General features: G+C 41.1%; 14 protein-coding genes. 6 read left to right on the forward strand and 8 right to left on the reverse strand.

The window, feature by feature from the left end; all coding sequences use genetic code 11:
* Positions 1 to 2: 2 nt before the first annotated feature.
* Positions 3 to 341 carry a VanZ family protein gene (locus BLS23_RS03820; RefSeq protein WP_089651212.1) on the reverse strand — a complete coding sequence of 113 codons (339 nt, stop codon included), beginning with the start codon at positions 339 to 341 and terminating at the stop codon, positions 3 to 5.
* 230 nt (positions 342 to 571) lie between these two features.
* Here BLS23_RS03820 and BLS23_RS03825 point away from each other — a divergent pair, with 230 nt between their 5' ends.
* Complete coding sequence (locus BLS23_RS03825; RefSeq protein ID WP_089651213.1) at positions 572 to 1,513, forward strand: LCP family glycopolymer transferase; 942 nt, start codon at positions 572 to 574, stop codon at positions 1,511 to 1,513.
* Positions 1,514 to 1,686: 173 nt separating this feature from the next.
* On the opposite strand, the gene BLS23_RS03830 is transcribed toward BLS23_RS03825, so the two are convergent.
* Complete coding sequence (locus tag BLS23_RS03830) at positions 1,687 to 2,928, reverse strand: zinc ribbon domain-containing protein (protein ID WP_089651214.1); 1,242 nt, start codon at positions 2,926 to 2,928, stop codon at positions 1,687 to 1,689.
* A gap of 576 nt (positions 2,929 to 3,504) precedes the next feature.
* On the opposite strand from BLS23_RS03830, the gene BLS23_RS03835 reads away from it, so the two are divergent.
* Both BLS23_RS03835 and BLS23_RS03840 read left to right on the forward strand, forming a co-directional pair.
* A complete protein-coding gene (locus tag BLS23_RS03835) occupies positions 3,505 to 4,323 on the forward strand; it encodes a zinc ribbon domain-containing protein (RefSeq protein ID WP_089651215.1) in 819 nt (272 codons plus the stop codon).
* Between the two features lie 140 nt (positions 4,324 to 4,463).
* Positions 4,464 to 5,867, forward strand: coding sequence for a TcaA NTF2-like domain-containing protein (locus BLS23_RS03840; RefSeq protein WP_089651216.1), 1,404 nt, complete (start codon positions 4,464 to 4,466; stop codon positions 5,865 to 5,867).
* A gap of 89 nt (positions 5,868 to 5,956) precedes the next feature.
* Here the strand turns inward: BLS23_RS03840 and BLS23_RS03845 are convergent, their stop codons facing one another.
* From BLS23_RS03845 to BLS23_RS03870, 6 genes are all read right to left on the reverse strand, one after another.
* Positions 5,957 to 6,760, reverse strand: coding sequence for a sugar phosphate isomerase family (locus BLS23_RS03845; RefSeq protein ID WP_089651217.1), 804 nt, complete (start codon positions 6,758 to 6,760; stop codon positions 5,957 to 5,959).
* A 13-nt stretch (positions 6,761 to 6,773) separates the two neighbouring features.
* The gene (locus BLS23_RS03850; RefSeq protein WP_089651218.1) at positions 6,774 to 7,565 is read right to left on the reverse strand and encodes an amidohydrolase family protein; all 792 of its coding nucleotides are present in this window, start codon (positions 7,563 to 7,565) and stop codon (positions 6,774 to 6,776) included.
* Entirely contained in the window at positions 7,562 to 8,566 is a 1,005-nt protein-coding gene (locus BLS23_RS03855) for a Gfo/Idh/MocA family protein (protein WP_089651219.1), read from the reverse strand. The genes BLS23_RS03850 and BLS23_RS03855 overlap by 4 nt, the downstream gene beginning before the upstream one ends.
* A gap of 12 nt (positions 8,567 to 8,578) precedes the next feature.
* Complete coding sequence (locus BLS23_RS03860) at positions 8,579 to 9,391, reverse strand: carbohydrate ABC transporter permease (protein WP_089651220.1); 813 nt, start codon at positions 9,389 to 9,391, stop codon at positions 8,579 to 8,581.
* An 18-nt stretch (positions 9,392 to 9,409) separates the two neighbouring features.
* Positions 9,410 to 10,279, reverse strand: coding sequence for a carbohydrate ABC transporter permease (locus BLS23_RS03865; RefSeq protein WP_089651221.1), 870 nt, complete (start codon positions 10,277 to 10,279; stop codon positions 9,410 to 9,412).
* An 81-nt stretch (positions 10,280 to 10,360) separates the two neighbouring features.
* Entirely contained in the window at positions 10,361 to 11,596 is a 1,236-nt protein-coding gene (locus BLS23_RS03870) for an ABC transporter substrate-binding protein (RefSeq protein WP_089651419.1), read from the reverse strand.
* 337 nt (positions 11,597 to 11,933) lie between these two features.
* On the opposite strand from BLS23_RS03870, the gene BLS23_RS03875 reads away from it, so the two are divergent.
* Genes BLS23_RS03875 through BLS23_RS03885 form a run of 3 tightly spaced genes read left to right on the forward strand, consistent with a single transcriptional unit; the run spans position 11,934 to position 16,447 of the window.
* Entirely contained in the window at positions 11,934 to 12,620 is a 687-nt protein-coding gene (locus tag BLS23_RS03875; protein WP_089651222.1) for a DUF4867 family protein, read from the forward strand.
* The gene (locus BLS23_RS03880) at positions 12,617 to 14,374 is read left to right on the forward strand and encodes a solute:sodium symporter family transporter (protein ID WP_089651223.1); all 1,758 of its coding nucleotides are present in this window, start codon (positions 12,617 to 12,619) and stop codon (positions 14,372 to 14,374) included. The genes BLS23_RS03875 and BLS23_RS03880 overlap by 4 nt, the downstream gene beginning before the upstream one ends.
* Positions 14,375 to 14,395: 21 nt before the next feature.
* A complete protein-coding gene (locus BLS23_RS03885; RefSeq protein ID WP_089651224.1) occupies positions 14,396 to 16,447 on the forward strand; it encodes an alpha-glucosidase in 2,052 nt (683 codons plus the stop codon).
* Positions 16,448 to 16,470 lie beyond the last annotated feature (23 nt).

A 16,470-nucleotide genomic window follows, 5' to 3' on the forward strand; every position in this document is an offset into this window, starting at 1 on the left:
AATTAAGGTTTTTGCTTGAATAGAGCATATTCACCTTCAACGGAGTCATCTGTTGTACCATGAGAATGTTTGGCCCATCTTAAATACTTTAAATATACCACAAAATAAGTGATCCATACTCCACACCAATCTTTTATCAAATCATTAATTGTAAACGACCGCCCGTCTACAAAAAGCTGGTGGATTTCATCAATCAATCCGTAAAAAGAAGCAAAGATCGCAGCCAGCAGATTAGTTGTTTTCGAAAAGCGGTTATGAACTTGAAGAGCAAGGACGACTAGAATGTACAAAAATGCAAACTCAACGAGGTGTAAGCTTTCTAGAAAAAATCCTAGTGTCATAACATCCACTCCTTAAGCGTCTCAATAGAAAGACTCGACTGGATCCAAATAAGGATCATATAGAGAACGGGCAGTATTGTTATCATCGCTTTTTTCATCAAAGAATTTCCTTCCATAAACTTTTTTATAGTATGGGAGATTTTAGATGATTTTATAATTGTAGAATTGTAAGTATTTCCTTCTCGCTATATAATAGAAGGAAAAAGTGATTAAGGTGGAGAGAATTGTAAATGAAACGTTCGGATAAACATAAGAAGAGAAAAACACGATGGTGGAAAGTCACGCTCGTTCTATTGGTATTATTATTAGTCCCTGCAGGGGTATATAGTTATTCGCTTTACAGCGGTGCGAAGAACACGGTGGATTCAAAAATGCATAAAGAGGTCGCATCGATCGACCATAAACTGACGGAGAAGAAAACGAAGGAACGAGAACCGTTAAACATTCTACTGATGGGCGTTGATGAAAGAGCCGGTGATTCCGGGCGTTCCGATGCTTTAATGATATTGTCTGTCGACCCGAATGACAATCGTAGCCAAATCATCAGTATTCCCCGGGATACAAGGACTGAAATGGTCGGTGATTCCCCTCAGGCAGGGAATCTGGATAAAATTAACCATGCTTATGCTTTCGGTGGAGCGGATATGGCCATTCAAACGGTTGAAAATTTCCTTGATATCAATCTCGACTATTATGTTCAGGTAAATATGGAAGGGCTGGAAGAAATGGTGGATGCTGTTGGAGGCATTACGATCCAAAACGATATCGAATGGTATGGAAAGGATAACTTCCATTATAAAAAAGGCGAATTGACCATGAATGGAAAAGAGGCTCTCGGCTATGTCCGTATGCGGTACGACGATCCGCAGGGTGACCTCGGGCGTAATGAACGCCAACGCAAAGTCATCCAGGGAATTGTCGATAAAGGGATGAATGTCGGGTCCATCAGTAGAATGGGTGAAGTGATGGATGTAATCGGAAAGAATGTCTCTACAAATATGGACTTCAGTACGATGCAGGATATGATGAAGAACTATAGCGGGGCAAGAAAAAATCTCTCGACCTATCAGATGACAGGTACTGGGACCAAAATTAATGGAATTTATTATTTAGAAGTTCCGGATCAGGAAGTGCAGGATGTTCGTGAAATGATTCTTGACTATAATTCTTAAGCTGCTCTTTTACAGAGTAGCTTTTTTTATGGAAAGATAATTGAAAGATGACGAAATAAATATTACCCGGGAAATTATTGTCTGTTTTTAGTGAGTTATGTGCATCCATATAAAAAGAGAATGAAGTAGAAGAGGGAAGGGTGTAACGCTAACCTTCCCTCTTCTTTTGACATTCAATAAAAGTAGTCTTCTTTCCACTTCTCAAGTTCAGACTGCCAATAGTGATTGAGTTTTAAATATTCTTCTGTCTCATTTCCAGCATCTGTTTGATCACCACTTGGATCAATCCACCTGATTAATAGACCATCTTTGAAGTAATAGCGATTTTCCTTGTTTTGATGATCAGAAGTAAATATGAAAAGCAATTCTCCATCATCACCATAATAGGATTCGACCCTTGTGCCGTTAAAAATTTCTTGGATTAATTTTTTACGCACACCATTTTCGTTTTCATATTCGGTTACGTCAGCACTAACTTCAAACTCGTTATAGAGGTGTTCGTTCTCCTTTATTTGGTTGTATTTTTCACGGATGCTTTCTACCTCAGATGGAACATCAAAGTCCCTTGCTAGTATCTCTTCTTCGTCTTTGAATACGAGTGTATGTAGAAATAAAGAAAGGTCTTCTTTTGTGTTTCCGGTGAGTATAGGAATGGAGTATCCACAGGAACCAGATGTTTCTAGAATATTGGATGAGAACATGGTTTCTGGTGCGAGCGAATCACACATGGTTTCAATAGTGAATTTTGTATGGATGCCGGTCTCCTTTTGCACTTCTTGAGCTATATAAAAGATATGTTGAGCCCATGCTCTTAAAGTTTCATATTCCTGTGCATCATAGGACCGATACAATTCCTTCAAGCCATCCCCTTTAATGTCTTGTAGGTGTATCCATATGTGGTCTTCGTTATCTTCAATCTTCCAATCACCAAGATCGTAGGGATGAACGTTGGACAGCTGATTTAACTCTTCTTCGTATAGGAAGAAGAGTTCATTCTGTTCGTCATTGTCAGACGTTACTGACAATGAATCTTGATTTTCGTTCGAACTTTTAGTTTCAACCTCACCATCCTCGACTGTGGGAGCGGTTGCTTTCTTTTCCTCCACCTTTGTTTCTTCAGAGATGTTACCATTCTCTTCAACTTGCTGATCCTCAGTTTGTTCTTGATCCGCCCCTTCTCCTTGTCGATGGGTGCCCTTGTTAGATGCTGCCTCCCATACATAGTAGGAAATGATTGATATCAAAATGATTCCAATAAGACCAAAGACATAAAGGGATCTTTTCTTCCTGGCGTTTCCTTTCGCTTTTTGAAGTGGTTTTTTCGGTTGTGAGGTAAGTACTCTCTTGCCACATTTTACACAGTAATGATTTCCTTCTACTACCTTTTCACCACAGTTATTACAGAAGTTTTTCATTTCTTAACCCCTTCCTTAAGTTGCGTGAAAAAAGTTCTAGGATCCATGCACTTCTTATCTTATTTAGAGGGGAGCTGTTCTTGTTCTTATTTTTACAAATACCTAGAATTCAACAAAAAAAGAAAGAGTCTTGTATGCTTCGTGATGATTAGCAAACAGGGTACACCTATAGAATTGTACATGTGTCACTAACATACTTTTATTGGGGTACAGGTTCTTTTTCAGTTGCTTTTTACCATACATATATATTTGTACCCATACCTAAACAAACATTTATAAAAATAAACACACCTCTCCATCGTTAAAGGATATCTGTCAGTCATCAAATCTTTACTACTCTCTGGGAGGAAAGGAAGTGAGGTATAAACAGGTAGCGACCTTTTAAATGACAGTGTAAACAGTCAAGTTCTCTCATCTGATAAGTGTGTGAAAGTTTACAGAACGGCTCCTCGTTAAGCTTTTAAAGCTGGTACATAGCTTTAAAATGGGATAGGAACAATGTTTAAGGATAAAGGAATTTTTTGGAGCGCTCAATATTCACTCGCATGAACCAATACAACAGAAAGGGTTGGTCTTATGTTTTGTTCTAAGTGCGGAATTCAAGTGGAGGCAGATTCAAAATTTTGTGGTGGGTGTGGCACCCAGGTTGTTGGAGGAACGATCCAAAGCGATTCTCAACCATCTACTCGAGCCCTTCAAACCCTGGCAGCTTCTGTACCGGCCCCAGCTCCTCAAAATGAATACGTAGAAAAAGCCAAACATACGAGTAAACAATTTTACCAATTTGCTATCCAGTCATTGAAAAGACCGTTTTCCACTTGTAAGGAAGTCAATGATGGACAAAAAGTCAACGGTATCATTTCCCTGGCTTTATTCGCCTTTCTCTTTCCATTGTTTTCATATTTTGTGACCCGCAATGTTTCGAGAGGGGTAGGTTCTTTCACTGGTGTTAGTCCTGATATTCCTTTCGGGTCCTTTGTGATTCAGCCCTTCTTTTATGCGCTTCTTTTCTTTGCTGTCTTTGTTGGGGTTCATCTAGCCGTAGGGAAGATGATGAAAGTGGAAACCAATTATTTATCTATCCTTGCTAAATACGGATCTCTACTCGTCTTACCAATTACCGGACTGCTTATAGCCAACCTCTTTGCTTTATTATCCTTGAGTGCCATTGCGACATTCTTTTTCTTCATTTCCTTGGCTTTATTCATGGTAGCGAGCTTCTCTTTACTGTTTACTTTGAATGCTGAAAAAACCTCTGATTCTGGATTGGATGTTTTTTATGGTCTGATCATTACTAATATCGTTATGGTTATTTTCTATTTTATTGTTGGAGTGAGTATTATTAATCAGATCATTGGAGATCTTCAATCAGGGCCTCTGGGATTCTTTATGTAGTGATACTTTTGTAGAAAAGCTGGATGATTTTATTTCAAGCCTCCCTTACATGTGGACGATGGGAGGTTTTTCTTCCTTTGTTTATGCTTTTTCAGAAATGAATCAATTTGTTTTATTTCATCGGAGAAGGAGGGGGAAAGGTGAAGTATTGTACACAGTGTGGAAATGAGCTTCCTCTCGACACTAAGTTTTGTACGAACTGTGGAAAAACACTTGAAGGAAAAAGTGTGCCTGATAAGAATCAATCCCATCGACGAAAGGTCATAGGAATTTTGGTCACCGTAGTCATTGTTCTTTTTGTGACCCACACGTGGGTGGCAAACATAATCGATCCATATAAAAAACTTGAAAAACTGGATGAACGTATGGAGGCTGACGACGCTCATGGTTTCTTTGATCATGTCAACTTAGAAAAGGACGGGATCGTGAATAAAGAGGAATATCTGCAGTATATCCGAGAAGGCGATTGGGATTTTGTTATGGACCAAATGATTCAGGTTATCGAACATTCCGATAAAGATGCTGAAGTTTTGAGGGGATGGGATGGTAGAGAAGTATTGATGGTTGAAAGGCGCAAATGGCTGTTAGGCTTTTATGAAACCTATAATATTCAAGGCATTCACCGGGATCTTCATTTGAAAACGAACTTCGCTCCGTTGTCCATAATGGTCAATGGTGGTAAGGAAATCACTATGACTGAAGAAGATGAGTATAGGGACATCGCTATGGTCTATCCAGGGAGTCATACCATTCGATGGAAAGGTGAAAATGAATTTGGAGAGTTCATCGATGAAGAGGAAATGATCGTCTCGCTTTTTGAAGGTGGGCCCAAAGAAGTGAAAATGGAAATCGATTTAGATACGTTCACCCTGCGAAGCAATCAAATGGAAGCTGCTCTTTTTTATAATGGGGAGGACACAGGGTATTTGCTAAAGGATTTTGCTGAGTTAGGTCCCTTTCCTTCTGAATTCCCATCCATCCTACATGCAGAAATCGAAGATACTGAAGGGAAAGTCCTTCGCACGGAAGAAATACAACCAGATCGATTACCATCGGATTCCATGGAGTTTATGTTTGAATTGGAAAAAGAGGATGGCGAGAAAGAGTTAGAGAACAAAGAAGAGGAGTCTCTTGAAGAAATTGATATTTATGATGTGCCGGAGGAAGAGTTAATATCACAAGCTGAACAGCACGTTTTACAATTTAGAGAAGACTATGAAAAGGCATTAAACAAGGAAGACTTTACATTGGTTGGTTTTTACTTAGGTCATGGGAGTGAGGCAGCTATAGAATTAGAAGAATACATGGAAGATGTGAGGGGGAATGGTTATCATTTTGATTTTAAGGAAAATGTGATTGACGATTCTCAAAAAGTCAGGGATGACCTTTATAAGGTTACCACAAGAGAAGCATTTACGTTTACAGATGAAAATGGAATGAAAACGGATTATGAACGATATAAAGAATACGTAATTTATTTTAGTTCCCACGGTTTCAAGATTGTGGAAATACATATTCATGATACGAATCGTAACCAAAGATAATCGGTCCATTTAAATACAAAGGTATAAATGCGAGAGACCTAAAGAGTGATGGTTTATAAGCCTACACTCTTTAGGTCTCTATCATTTCCTTATCGCCTACTTAAAACTTTTTGAGCGGTTTCTTTCGTAGCTATGAATTGCAGATCGGCATGGTCCTGAAGTAAGGTGACCGGATAACGGACATCTTCATCCCCGTAAATGGCTTGATAAAAGGCTTCTTGCTGCCATGCTCCTCCATCACAATAAAGCCGGATTTTCCTTGCATTCAGAATATCTTTCATTCCTAAGGTGATAGCCATCGGAGGAAATTCATCAAAGCATCCGCCATTGGTTCGAATACTATTCATCACCTGTGTTTCAGGCGCTAAGGATAGAATGCGGGTTTTAGAGTTTTTGAATTCCTCTATGGTCACTTGATGGAAGCGGGAAATGACAGGTTCATTAAAAGCGACATGCCCATGGACACCCACTCCTCCCAAACATAGATCGATGCCACCAACCTTTTCAATGTTGCTGCTTATATCATCAATGTTGTACACGTCAGGAAAATGGCACTGATCTTTCGGGGGTCTGAGCGCAGGATTAAGGCTTTTGTAAAATTCGTTCATGAACTTTTTGAAACTGAACGGGTGATCTTCTTCAATAGGACGTCCCTGCCAATCCAGGTATTCATCCATGTTAAAAATATGGACGTTCTTCAAAGAAATGTTTTCCTCATTAATGATGCGGGCCAGAATAGGGTATGGCCGAACTGGTCCTACAGGCAAAATCAGCCTGGTAGGTAAGTTTGTTTCGTTTTGCTCTTTGATAAAATCAGCAAGATAACGGGCAAAGTGATGGGCTGAAGCGTCAGGATCCTCTGTCAAAGTATAGGAAACGTCTGGTTTTTTCATCTTTTCCCTCCAGTTATAAGTTAAGAATGGTATTCACATTTTCTGAAAAAATGCGTTGCTGGGTGGTTTTATCCAGATTAAGCATCTGAAATAGTTTTTTATGGTCGTTATAGGAAGCTTCCAAGTCATCATAGTGGACATCAGAACCGAACACGAGTTTATCAAAAGCCCCCTCCCAATAGAACAAATCCTGAAAGAAAGAAGGAGATTTTCGGTTTCTCCAACCCATCGGTGATCCGGATAGATCAACATAAGCATTGGGGTGGAAACGAGCCATCATAGCTGCCTCCTCGTGCCACGGCATCCCCAAATGAGCGATAAACATGGTCAAGGTGGGAAAAGAGCGCGCCACCCGGTCTAACATGACCGGCCGCATGCGAGCAGAGGAGACATCATCCCGCTGATCTACTTTCGTTTGCAGAATGAAGCCTGTATGGAACAGGACCGGCATGCCAAGTTCTTCAATCTTTGCATAGATAGGATCATAGCGGGGGTCATCATAGTTGTGCAATGGGCGGGTCGTTTTAATTCCTCTAAAGCCTTGGGCATATAAGCGTTCCACGTCTTCTACGGTCGACTCTCCCAAACGGATCACTCCGAATCCAATCACACGGCCGGGGTAGTCTTTCATCGCTTTCCTGACATCTTCATTTGTAGGAGAAAGATCTCCAAGCCAATTATCTGAAGGGAGGCCGAGACCGCTTAAACAGACACGGTCAATACCGATTCGATCCATTTGCTTTATTAAATTCTCCGTATAGTTCGGGACGTTGAGGATGTGGTGGTGCATATCAATGACGTTCATGCTTTTCCTCCTTTAAAAGAAGTAGATACATCTATCAGAATTTCCTTTCCTGTATGAACAGACTCCTCAGCGGCAAACGCTATTCTATGACTCCAATAAGCTTCCTCTAGAACTCCATTCATAGATTTCTCCGATTTAATAAGACGCGCGAATTCTTTCATCTGTTCTACTTCACCTGGATGATCAAAACCTGTCTGTTCAATTCCACCAAGGTGAAAAAGGGGAGCGTTTTCTGTGTTCCCTGAGATCAGTTTTTGCTCGTTGGGATAGTATATAAATTTATTGTCTTTCTGAAGAACACCGACTTCCAGATGGTGTTGTTCATAGGAAAGAGATACCCCTAAGTTTCCAAAGGTTCCGTTCTCGAATTCTACAATAACCCAACCGTTTTCTATCATCTCTCCAGGATGGTCTCCTTTCGCGAATACAGCACGAGGAGGGGACTTTATAAGATTGACCATAAGATCAAAGTGGTGGATGTTTTTTTCTAAGAATGTTCCTCCGGTCCGGCTTCTTTCCAGTCGCCAACTCTCACTCCCAGCACGAAAAGAAGGTCTGAACTCGTGGCACCAAACGGATTGCACAGCGCTTGGGTTTATATGTTCTTTTAGGCGAATGAATCCTGGATCGTGTCTCAGTTCTGTTCCAATGACAAAAGTTTTCTCGTAAGCCCCGATCTTTTTATATAAGTCTATGAAGTGGCCGTATCTAGCAACCAGCGGCTTTTCTGTAAAGATAGCCATCTGGTTTTCCATCGCTTTATTAATATTTTCTTCGTGAAGGTCGTTAGGTGTAGCAATGACGACAGCATCTATCTTCTCATTGCTATACAGATCTTCTTCTTTTTGATAAAAATGTGCATTAGAGTAGAGGTGTTCAACAAACGTTTTTGGTTCTTTATCTACATAGGCAGCGACTGAGAACTCACCGGTTTGTTTCATTGCATGAAGTAAGGATTTCGAACGATTACCAGCACCAATCAATCCAATTGAAATAGTCATTGTAACAGCCCCTTATCCTTTCACTGATCCAGCTGTCATTCCAGCTATGAAGTACCTCTGCAGGAATACATAAGCAATAATCATGGGTGCTGAAGCGATCATGACACCAGTAAACAACATCGGGAAGTTCGTCATATACTGCCCTTGGAATTCTAATAGAGCGAGAGGCAGGGTTTTGTATTCGTCTTTCGTAATGAATAGCAAAGGATACAACAAGTCATTCCAATGCATGACAAATAGGAAGATGGCTGTTGCGGATAAAGAAGGCAAAGATAACGGCAGGGCAATTCTGCGGTACACTTGCCAATTGTTCGCTCCATCAATGGTACAAGCTTCAAACAACTCTTTCGGGATGGTCTTCATAAATCCTGTCAAAATGAAGACAGCCACTGGTAAAGTCACGGATATATTGACAATCATCAAACCACTGAGCGTATTAGTTAAGTCTAATCGGTAAATCAGTGAGTAGAGTGGAATCATATTCACCTGTGCCGGTACCATCATACCGAGAGTGAACAATCCAAAAAGTAATCCTCCCATCCACTTGTTCATTCTTGTAATGGCATAGGCAATTAAACTGGCAAAAAACAATGTGAACGTTACGGATACAAGGGTAACGATGACACTATTTTTGAAATATGTAGCCATAGCCGTCTCATTGAAAATTTGTACATAATTGGAGAAGTTGAATGATTCAGGCAGGCCTATGGGATTCTCATACATTTGTGATGTTGTTTTAAATGTAGAAAAGAAGACGGTCAACATGGGAATGATGATAATGGCTGCATAAATGATCAACAGCACTCTTTTTCCTAATCGATCCATAGGTTCTTTCCCTCCTTTTTACGTGGCTTTTGATCGTAAGACTCTCATTTGAACAATCGTGATAATAGCAATGACAATCATGAAAATGACAGATTCAGCTGATGCATATCCGAAGCGGTAGCTCCGAAAAGCCGTATTGTAAATAAGTGTCGCTAAGATTTCTGTAGAATAGTTCGGGCCGCCCCTGGTCATGGCAAAAATCAAATCGAAGGCCTTAAACGATTGAATCGTTGTATATGCGACAACAATCGTAGCCGCAGGTGCAACAAGAGGCCAGGTGACTTTCTTGAACGTCTGCCACTTGTTTGCTCCTTCCATTTTGGCGACCTCATATAAATCTTTCGGGATCCCCTGCAGTCCGGCGACAAAAATAATCAGCATCTGCCCTGTATGGAACCAGACTTGAACTGCGGAAATGGAGTAAATGGCGATATCCTCATTCCCTATCCAATTCAAAGCAAGTGAATCCAAGTTGATGGCTTGCATGACCGTGTTGATGAGTCCAAGGTTCGGGTCATACATATACGACCAGATAAAAGCAACGGAAACGGAAGATAGAATCGTCGGAAAAAAGTAAAGGGCCCTTAAAAATACACTGCGTTTAGAGTTCTTCGTTAAAAACAGGGCGAATACTAAAGAAAACAAGGTTTGAAAGATTACGACAAACAGCATGAATTCAATATTATTCACTAAAGATTTACGGAAGATCGCATCAGCCGTGAAAATTTCAACGTAATTGCTGACGCCGACAAAATCGTACTCTGTAGATAATCCATCCCAGTTCGTGAAGGAATAGAAAAGAGCACTTATCGTGGGGTAAATAAAAAAGATCAAATACAGGATCAGTCCTGGAACGACAAATAGGTAAATGGATTTTCCAGCTTTCATAAGTGCCTCCTTAGTCATAAATAGAAGAAGAAAGCGTCTATTTTCATGAACGGCGCTTTCTTCCCCTATAAGGAATCATGGTTATTCTACAAATTGGTCGACCACTTTTTGTGCTTCGGCCGCAGCATCTTCAGGGGATGTCCCTCCGATGACAGATTGAATGGAAGCGATGACTGCTTTTTCAATGTCCGCACTATTAATTAAGTAGCGAGGCTGGAAGCGTGTGTCTTTGTCCATCCAATCGGCCGTGTTCTTCAACACTTCTGATTCATAATTCACATCATTAACGGTTAAATGCTGACCCGTTTCATTTGCATAAGTACTGGCATTTTCAGGCTGACTTAGAAACTCAATGAATTTCTTCGCTTCGTCTTTCGTGTCAGAGTTTTTATTAACAGCTAACATGAATGTCGTGGTGTGGATCCCTTCATATACCGCTTCATCTGCAGGAACCGTGATCGGTGCCAGAAGTCCAAGCTCCATGTCTGGATTCTGTTCTTTAATACTAGCCATGGCATAAGAACCACTTCCGAGCATCGCTGCTTTTTCTTGAGCCATAAGTGCGATTGCTCCGTCGTGTTTCGTTCCAAGGGAATCATCCTGGAAATAACCCTTGTCAGCTAATTCTTTGAATTGACTTAGTGTTTTGACCCACCACTCGTCGGTCAACTTTGTCTCTCCATTTTCTAATTGTGTAAAGATATCTTCATCCGTTGCATTATTCATCATCATACTGTTCATTAATTGCCCTGGACCAATATCCGCACCAGGGAAAGCCATTGGCGAGTATCCATTCTCTTTCAAGGTCTCATTCATAGCCAAAAATTCTTCCCAGCTTTCAGGGATTTCAATTCCCAACTCTTCAAAGATCCCCTTATTATACACAGGCTGGTTAAACACAAGCTGATAAGGAACGGCCCATTGTTTTCCGTCTTTCTGACCAGCTTCAAGCAAACTCTCATTAAAATTAGAGACAAATTCCTCTCCGGACAAATCTGTCATCAATCCTGCTTTATCCATGATTTCGAATTGAGAACCTGGAAAGGATGTAAATACATCGCCGACTTCTCCATCTCGAATTAATGTCTGCGCTGTGGATTGATATTGTTCTGACGGGTATATGGTCATATCCACTTTAATTCCTTCATTTTCCTTTTCAAACTTTTCAATGAGCTTATCGAAAACCTCTTTATCTTCTCCACGCCAATGAATGAAACTGATCGTTTTACTTCCATCAGCACTATCAGATTCACCAGAGCTTTCAGATGAACAAGCCCCAAGAACCACTGTCATTAGGATAAAAACGGCAAGCATCATATGCTTAACATTCACTAATTCGTCCCCCTTTTGTTTTTACATACTAACATTGCTACCTTAATTAATAACGTTATAACCTTTTATTTCGCACCTCCTCTATTGATAACGCTTTCATTGTCTAACATTATATGGATGGCTTCAAAATATTTCAATACTTTTTAGAAAATTAAAAATTTTATTGAGTTCTAAAGTATGATCAAATCGCTGTTCTAAGCGCTTTTGTTTGATGTAATAAAAATTTCCTCTTGCCAGATTGAATGCGCTTCCAGTACAATGAATAACAACAAAGATACCTACGTTTTAATAAAGGTAGATATCTTTAAAGTGGAGGGATGATATGCTGCAGCAATTGCAAAAGATGAATGTTTCTCTAGATATTCGACATGTGGAGGACAGTTCCTTTAAGAATTTTGGCCGAATACTTGAAAGTTTTCCTGGTGAAAAGCTCATTCATTCGATTGAGGATTTTCCGGTTCCTGAAAGTGGGAATGTTTATGTACCTTCTGAACCTGCTTTGGAGTTCAGTGATGTGAAAGGTTCCATTGAAAGCAGGTATTACGGTGGGATGGAAATTCAAATCGGCTACTGCAATGGGAACAATTCCAATTTAGGTGGACTGGAATTTCATAAGGGCAGTGAAATTAATGTTGCTGCAACAGATATGGTCTTGCTTCTAGGACACTTGAATGACATGGAGAAGGGGACTTTTTCTACAGATCATTTGAAAGCGTTTTATATTACAAGAGGATACGCCATTGAAATGTTCCAAACCACCCTTCACCTGGCGCCGTGTAAAGTGACAAAAGAGGGATTCAAATGTATTGTCATTCTACCTAAAGGCACCAACACCCCTTTGAAGGAAGAAGAAAAAGGGGAAGACCCCTTACTCTTTATGAGAAATAAGTGGCTCCTTGCCCATGAGGAACATCAAAGGTTTGTAGATCAAGGCGCTCATATTGGGATTAAAGGTCCCAACGTTTTTGTACAATATTTGAACGATGAAGAAGGAGGAAGTCAAACATGAGTATTCTATTTACATTGATCACGTGTATCTTGTTTATGGGATTGGTCGGATGGGTGTCCTATCGTAAGGCGAAAGGACAGGTGAATGATTCCGATGGGTATTTCCTTGCCGGTCGTGGACTAACTGGTGGGTTTATTGCTGGTAGTTTGCTGCTGACGAACTTGTCTGCAGAGCAATTAATTGGTTTGAACGGACAGGCTTATCGGACGAACTTGTCCAACATGGCCTGGGAAGTGACGGCACCGATTGCTGTCATCATTATGGCATTGATCCTGCTTCCTAAATACTTAGGTGGTGCCTTTTCCACGCTTCCTGAGTTTTTAAGTACACGATTTGATGATGGCGTCAGACGTTACATAGTGGTTCTGTTTATGCTCGGGTATGCGTTTGTCACCATTCCTTCGGTTCTTTATTCAGGCGCACTTGCTGTGCTGAAGCTCTTTGATGTTCCTGGTCTCTTAGGTATTTCATTTGAGTCATCGGTTTGGCTGGTTATCTGGGTGATCGGTATTATCGGTGCGATATATGCTATTTTCGGGGGATTGAAAGCGGTTGCAGTATCTGATACGTTAAATGGAATTGGCTTACTGGTGATTGGGTTAATGATTCCTATTATCGGACTTTTCGTATTAGGGGATGGGAACTTCTTTCAAGGGTTCAAGACGATGGCTACTGATAATGCAGACAAGTTAAATGCGATTGGTGGAAAAGAAGATTCCGTTCCGTTTTCCGCCATATTCACTGGGATGATCTTCATGAACATGTTCTATTGGGGGACGAACCAGTACGTGATTCAACGTGCACTAGGAGCTAAAAACCTGGCGGAAGGTCAAAAAGGGGTTTTGTTCTCTGGTTTTTACAAATTGGTTGTTCCTATTTTAATGATGATCCCAGGGGTCATTGCTTTCCATTTATATGGATCAGGTTTCCAAACGGTTGATTTGGCTTACCCAACAATGGTGACCAATCTGATGCCTACCATCTTCTCCGGATTGTTTCTAGCTGTACTGTTAGGGGCGGTTTTCTCAAGCTTCAACTCACTTTTGAACTCAGCGGCAACCATGTTCGCTTTAGATGTGTACAAACCTGGTTTTAAACCGGATGCTTCTGATGAACAGTTGATCCGGGTAAGTAAATATTTCGGTACAATTTTAGCACTCGTTTCCTTCTTTATTTCACCCATGCTCATGAGTGCACCTGATGGTCTCTGGGATATCATTCGTAAGTTTACCGGATTCTTTAACATCCCAATTATCGCGATTGTGCTCGTAGGAATTGCATCAAAATTTGTTCCGCCATTGGGCGCGAAGATCGCTGTCATTTTTCACGTCATTACGTATTACATGCTTGTGTGGGGATTGAACCAAATGCTCGGCATTGAAATCACGATGAACTTCATCCACATTTCTGCCATCCTTTTCGTTATTGAAGTCGGTATTATGTTGGTGGTCGGATATATTCGTCCATTGTCTAAACCATATTCGTTCAAGCATGCTCCTAAAGTCGACATGGTTCCATGGAAGTATGCGATTCCGACAGCGATCATTCTGTTAAGTTTGATTGGATTTACTTACATTGTCTTCTCGCCAATCGGGCTTGCTTACCCGGATGCGGTGGTTTCTCAATGGTTCTGGATCGCTTCTGGTGTGTTGATTGGTTTAACTTCTGTTGCGCTGGTCTTTGCTATGAAGAAATGGGAAAAGAAATATGATCGTGTCGTCGAAGAGCACATGAAAAAAGCGGCTAACCTATAAATTTCAAGGAGGATTTTATCTATGCAAACGAAACAAAAACAAGGGCTATCCATTCAATATCAGGACAATACGTTCGAGGTTGTGCTCGATGGAAGAAAGATCCTTGAGCATACACCGACTTCCCCGTGTTTATTTGTCGGTCAAGGAGAAGAAAAAATTGAGATGTACCGAGGAAATTATGATATCGAAGATTATGTAGTGGAACGCTTCGGACTGAAAAGCTTTGAAGTCATAGAAGAAAGTCACCAGGGTTTCCGCATCGACTTTAAACGGACTTCGATGGATTCTGAAACTCTATCTGTAGCTTTCAGCTATGAAAATCAAAATCTGAAACTTAATTTTTCAGGAGATCGAGAAGCTTTCAATCGCTTTTGGGTCCGTATCGCCGCTGATTCCACAGAAAATGTATATGGATGTGGGGAGCAGATGTCTCATTTGAATTTGCGAGGCAAGCATTTCCCATTATGGACCTCTGAGCCAGGTGTGGGCCGGAACAAAAAGACATATACCACTTTTCTAGCAGACGTTCATGATAAGGCTGGGGGCGACTATTATCACACGAACTACCCACAGCCGACATTCTTGTCCTCCAAGAAGTATTTCTGTCATGTCGATACAACAGCCTATGCAGATTTTGATTTTCGAAAAGATCATTATCATGAGCTCCAAGTGTGGGAAGTCCCGTCACAAATCATGTTTGAAACGGGAGAAAGTATCAAAGAGTTGGTTTCTCGACTGACTCAGCACCTAGGCAGACAGCCTGAGCTTCCTGAATGGACGTATGATGGAATCTGGCTCGGAATGCAAGGGGGCACGGATGAGGTACAAAAGAAAATCGATGCTGCACGTGATAAGGGCATGAAAGTAGGGGCTGTCTGGGCTCAAGATTGGCAAGGGAAAAGAGTGACTTCTTTTGGGCGCCGCTTGAACTGGAATTGGCAGTGGGATGAAAACGAGTATCCTAAGCTGGATCAAAAGCTGAAAGAATGGAAGGAACAAGGCATTCGCTTCTTAGGCTATATCAATCCATATTTGATATTAGATGGAGAACTGTATAAAGAAGCGGCTGCGAACCATTATTTTGTCCTTAATCAACAAGATGAGATTTATTTAGTCGACTTCGGTGAGTTTGAGTGCGGGATCGTCGACCTTACAAACCCGGCAGCCTTTGAATGGTATAAGGGCGTCATTCAAAAATATATGATTGATTTCGGTTTAGATGGCTGGATGGCTGATTTCGGAGAATACTTACCGACCGATGCCAAGCTTCACAATGGTGAGCCAGCGATGCTTATGCACAATGCCTGGCCGATGCTGTGGGCGAAAGTGAATTTCGAAGCTGTCGATGAAGCTGGTAAAACAGATGACATTGTCTATTTCATGCGTGCAGGCTACACAGGAAGTCAAAAATATTGCCGTTTATTGTGGGCGGGAGATCAAAGTGTTAACTGGGACTTGGATGATGGAATTGCGTCTGTTATTCCTGCTGTACTGTCAGCGGGCCTTGTCGGTAATGGACTTCACCACAGTGACATCGGTGGATACACAAGTTTGCATGGAAACAAGCGTTCCAAAGAGTTGCTGCTTCGCTGGGTTGAACTTGCTGCTTTCACGCCTGTGATGAGAAGTCATGAAGGAAATCGTCCGACCGATAGTCACCAGTATGATCACGATGAAGAAACGATGAATGCGTTTATACGTATGACAGATGTTCATGTGACATTGGCTCCTTATTTGAAAGATCTTGTGAAAGAAAATGCGGAAAAAGGGATTCCGGTTCAGAGACCGTTGTTTATGGAATTTGAAGATGACGCGCTGACGTATGATCTTCAATACCAATACATGTTGGGTGAAGATGTACTGGTTGCCCCTGTCTACGAGGAATCAGCGAGTCAGTGGAATGTGTATCTTCCGAATGAAACATGGGTTCACCTCTGGAGTGGGGAAGTATTTGACGGTGGGAATGTAGAAGTATCCGCTCCTATCGGTCAACCTCCTGTTTTTTATAAAAAAGGATCTGAATACGCTGATCTCTTTGAGAAGATTCGAGAAAAATATACGCCTGCTCAATAAAACAAAGGTAATAACCTTTGTTT

Origin of the sequence: Halobacillus aidingensis, assembly GCF_900104185.1 — a bacterium.
In the GTDB taxonomy this organism is placed as follows: Bacteria; Bacillota; Bacilli; order Bacillales; family Halobacillaceae; genus Halobacillus; species Halobacillus aidingensis.

Excerpts from the sequence above, each read along its gene's own strand:
- BLS23_RS03820 (WP_089651212.1), bottom strand. The coding sequence starts at position 341 with ATGACACTAGGATTTTTTCTAGAAAGCTTACACCTCGTTGAGTTTGCA.
- BLS23_RS03825 (WP_089651213.1), top strand. The coding sequence starts at position 572 with ATGAAACGTTCGGATAAACATAAGAAGAGAAAAACACGATGGTGGAAA.
- BLS23_RS03830 (WP_089651214.1), bottom strand. The coding sequence starts at position 2,928 with ATGAAAAACTTCTGTAATAACTGTGGTGAAAAGGTAGTAGAAGGAAAT.
- BLS23_RS03835 (WP_089651215.1), top strand. The coding sequence starts at position 3,505 with ATGTTTTGTTCTAAGTGCGGAATTCAAGTGGAGGCAGATTCAAAATTT.
- BLS23_RS03845 (WP_089651217.1), bottom strand. The coding sequence starts at position 6,760 with ATGAAAAAACCAGACGTTTCCTATACTTTGACAGAGGATCCTGACGCT.
- BLS23_RS03850 (WP_089651218.1), bottom strand. The coding sequence starts at position 7,565 with ATGAACGTCATTGATATGCACCACCACATCCTCAACGTCCCGAACTAT.
- BLS23_RS03855 (WP_089651219.1), bottom strand. The coding sequence starts at position 8,566 with ATGACTATTTCAATTGGATTGATTGGTGCTGGTAATCGTTCGAAATCC.
- BLS23_RS03860 (WP_089651220.1), bottom strand. The coding sequence starts at position 9,391 with ATGGATCGATTAGGAAAAAGAGTGCTGTTGATCATTTATGCAGCCATT.
- BLS23_RS03865 (WP_089651221.1), bottom strand. The coding sequence starts at position 10,279 with ATGAAAGCTGGAAAATCCATTTACCTATTTGTCGTTCCAGGACTGATC.
- BLS23_RS03870 (WP_089651419.1), bottom strand. The coding sequence starts at position 11,596 with ATGATGCTTGCCGTTTTTATCCTAATGACAGTGGTTCTTGGGGCTTGT.
- BLS23_RS03875 (WP_089651222.1), top strand. The coding sequence starts at position 11,934 with ATGCTGCAGCAATTGCAAAAGATGAATGTTTCTCTAGATATTCGACAT.
- BLS23_RS03880 (WP_089651223.1), top strand. The coding sequence starts at position 12,617 with ATGAGTATTCTATTTACATTGATCACGTGTATCTTGTTTATGGGATTG.
- BLS23_RS03885 (WP_089651224.1), top strand. The coding sequence starts at position 14,396 with ATGCAAACGAAACAAAAACAAGGGCTATCCATTCAATATCAGGACAAT.